At 68.8% G+C, this 2527-nt stretch carries 2 protein-coding genes; one reads left to right on the top strand and one right to left on the bottom strand.

Going from position 1 to position 2527, the window contains the following annotated elements; translation table 11 throughout:
* Nucleotides 1-51 precede the first annotated feature (51 nt).
* The gene (locus ABZ260_RS49915; protein WP_355632683.1) at nt 52-1641 is read right to left on the bottom strand and encodes an MFS transporter; all 1590 of its coding nucleotides are present in this window, start codon (nt 1639-1641) and stop codon (nt 52-54) included.
* 154 nt (nt 1642-1795) lie between these two features.
* On the opposite strand from ABZ260_RS49915, the gene ABZ260_RS49910 reads away from it, so the two are divergent.
* Complete coding sequence (locus ABZ260_RS49910) at nt 1796-2431, top strand: TetR family transcriptional regulator (RefSeq protein WP_355632680.1); 636 nt, start codon at nt 1796-1798, stop codon at nt 2429-2431.
* The last annotated feature ends 96 nt before the right edge of the window (nt 2432-2527 follow it).

The following is a 2527-nucleotide window of genomic DNA, read 5'->3' as shown; positions in this document are numbered from 1 at the left end:
GGCCCGGCGATCGAGCGCCGGGCCTGGGGTGGGAGCCGTGTTCGAGGGCTTTCAGCCCATGTGGATCGCGGCGCCCTCGCTCTTGCGGCCCGCCCTGACGAAGAGCGCGAGCAGCGCCGCGAGGACGGCCACCCCGGTGCTGACCGTGAAGCCGAGGTGCATGCCGTCCAGGAAGGACGAGTGCACGACGCCGGTGATGGCCTGCATGATCGGCTCGGGCGTGCCGGGGGCCGCACCGGCTTGGGCGTAGGAGGCACCCTGCTTGACCAGTTCCATCTGCTCGGCGGGGAGTTCCGGGAGCTTGGCGGCCGTCCAGTAGCCGGGAAGCACGTCGGCCACCTTGGCCGCGACGATCGCGCCGAGCACCGCGGTGCCCATCGAGCCTCCGACCTGCATCGCCGACTGCTGCACGCCGCCCGCCACGCCGCTGAGCTCCTCCGGGGCGTTGCCCACGATGATCTCGGTGGCACCGACCATCACCGGGGAGAGGCCGAAGGCGAGCAGCACGAACGGGATCGCGCTGTCGACGTAACCCGCGTCCATGCCCAGGCGGGAGAGGAGGAACATGGCCACGGCCGTGATCAGCATGCCCGCCGAGATCGTGATCTTCGGGCCGAGTCTGCCGATCGCCAGGCCCGCCAGCGGTGAGGCGACGATCATGCCCGCGCTCATCGGGAGCATCCGCATACCCGAGTCGAGCGGCGACAGGCCGTGCACGCCCTGGAAGTAGAAGGTGAGGAAGAACATCGCGCCGAACATCGAGAACGCCACCAGCACCATCAGCACCGTGCCGATCGCGACCGAGGCGTTGCCGAACAGGCTGAGCGGGATGAGCGGCTCGGCGGCCTTGGTCTGCCAGTAGACGAACGCGGCGCCGAGCACCACGGCACCGGCCAGGAAGCCGAGCGTCCTGGTGTCGCCCCAGCCGTACTCGGGGGCCTTGATGATCGCCCAGACCATGCAGAACATGGCGCCGGAGAGCAGGACCACGCCGAGCCAGTCGATCCTGGACAGCGAGGCCGCCCTGCTCTCCTTGATCACCAGAAACCCGACGGCCAGGGCGACGATACCGACCGGGACGTTGATGAAGAAGACCGACTGCCAGTTGACGTGCTCCACCAGCAGGCCGCCGACGATGGGGCCGGCGGCGCTGGACAGGCCGATCACCGCGCCCCAGACGCCGATCGCCATGTTCAGCTTCTCCGCGGGGAAGGCCGCGCGGAGCAGGGCCAGGGCCGCGGGCTGCAGCAGGGCGCCGAAGAGCCCCTGCAGGACGCGGAAGGCGATCAGCCAGGCGATGGAGTCGGACAGGCCGATGGCCAGGGAGGTGAGCGCGAAGCCCGCGATGCCGATCACGAAGATCCGCTTGTGCCCGAACAGGTCACCGAGCTTGCCGGCGGTGATCAGGAACACGGCGAGCGCGAGCAGGTAACCGCTGGTCACCCACTGCAGGTCGGCGAGGGAGGCGTTGAGCTCCTTGCCGATCACCGGGTTGGCGATGGCGACGACGGTGCCGTCGAGCATCACCATCATCACGCCGAGGGAGACCGCCAGCAGCGTCAGCCACGGGTGCCCCTGCCTGGATGATCTGCCCGGATCCGGTGGTGGTGGTGTCGTGGCCACCGTCTTGGCCTGCGCCATGGAAGGGTCCCCCCTGTGATCTTTCGTCCGCCCCCGCATGGGACGTCAACCCGAGGTAATTTATGGCAGTCCCTGACAAGTGACAAATTCTATTATGAGGCAGCACATGACTTATGGCAGACTGTGAACTATACGTTTCGAGGTGGTGACGAGCATGCGTCGGCCAGGCCTTCGCGAGCGCAAGAAGCAGAAGACCCGGATGGCACTGATCGACGCCGCCCTCTCCCTCTTCCTTGAGCAGGGATACGAGGCGACGACCGTCGACCAGATCGCCGCGGCCGTGGACGTCTCTCCGCGCACGTTCTTCCGCTACTTCGCCACCAAGGAGGACGTGGCCCTGTCCCTGGCCGCCGACGGGCAGGAGACCATGCTCGCCGAGCTGGCCACCCGCCCGGCTGACGAGGCGCCGTTCACCGCGCTCTCACACGCCGTGCGCGCGATGGTCACCATGCTCCAGGAGGGGGATCTCGACGACACCGCCAGGTTCCTCAGGGCCCGCGAAGTGATCGACAGCACCCCCGCCCTCTTCGCGGGAAGCGTGCGCCGGCTGGTGGAGAACGAGCGGCGGATGATCGCCGAGATCAGCAGGCGCCAGGGCACCGGCCCCGACGACCTCCTGCCCCACTTCGTGGTGGCGCTCTTCACCGCCGTCGCCCGGGTCGGCTTCGAGCTCTGCGAGCCCGCCGACATCAACGACGTCAAGGCCCTCGCCGCCCGCCTGGAGTCGACCATCGCCCTGGCCGAACGCTCCCTGCGCCCCGGCTGGGACCGCCCCGGGCACCCGGTCTAGGTCCTGTCCTGCGGATCTTTTGCCTACTGCGGTCGGTCAGGCGGCGCCTCGCCGCGTTGTCGTCGGTCACCGCAGCACGCTGCGGCTCCCTCCTCC

The organism is Streptosporangium sp. NPDC006013, assembly GCF_040614275.1.
Classification (GTDB): Bacteria; Actinomycetota; Actinomycetes; order Streptosporangiales; family Streptosporangiaceae; genus Streptosporangium.
Note: the sequence above shows the minus strand (reverse complement) of the source record. Positions and strands in the feature narration are given on the sequence as shown.

Bases quoted from the DNA above. Each gene is read 5' to 3' on its own strand.
- ABZ260_RS49915 (WP_355632683.1), bottom strand. From the start codon at position 1,641: ATGGCGCAGGCCAAGACGGTGGCCACGACACCACCACCACCGGATCCG.
- ABZ260_RS49910 (WP_355632680.1), top strand. From the start codon at position 1,796: ATGCGTCGGCCAGGCCTTCGCGAGCGCAAGAAGCAGAAGACCCGGATG.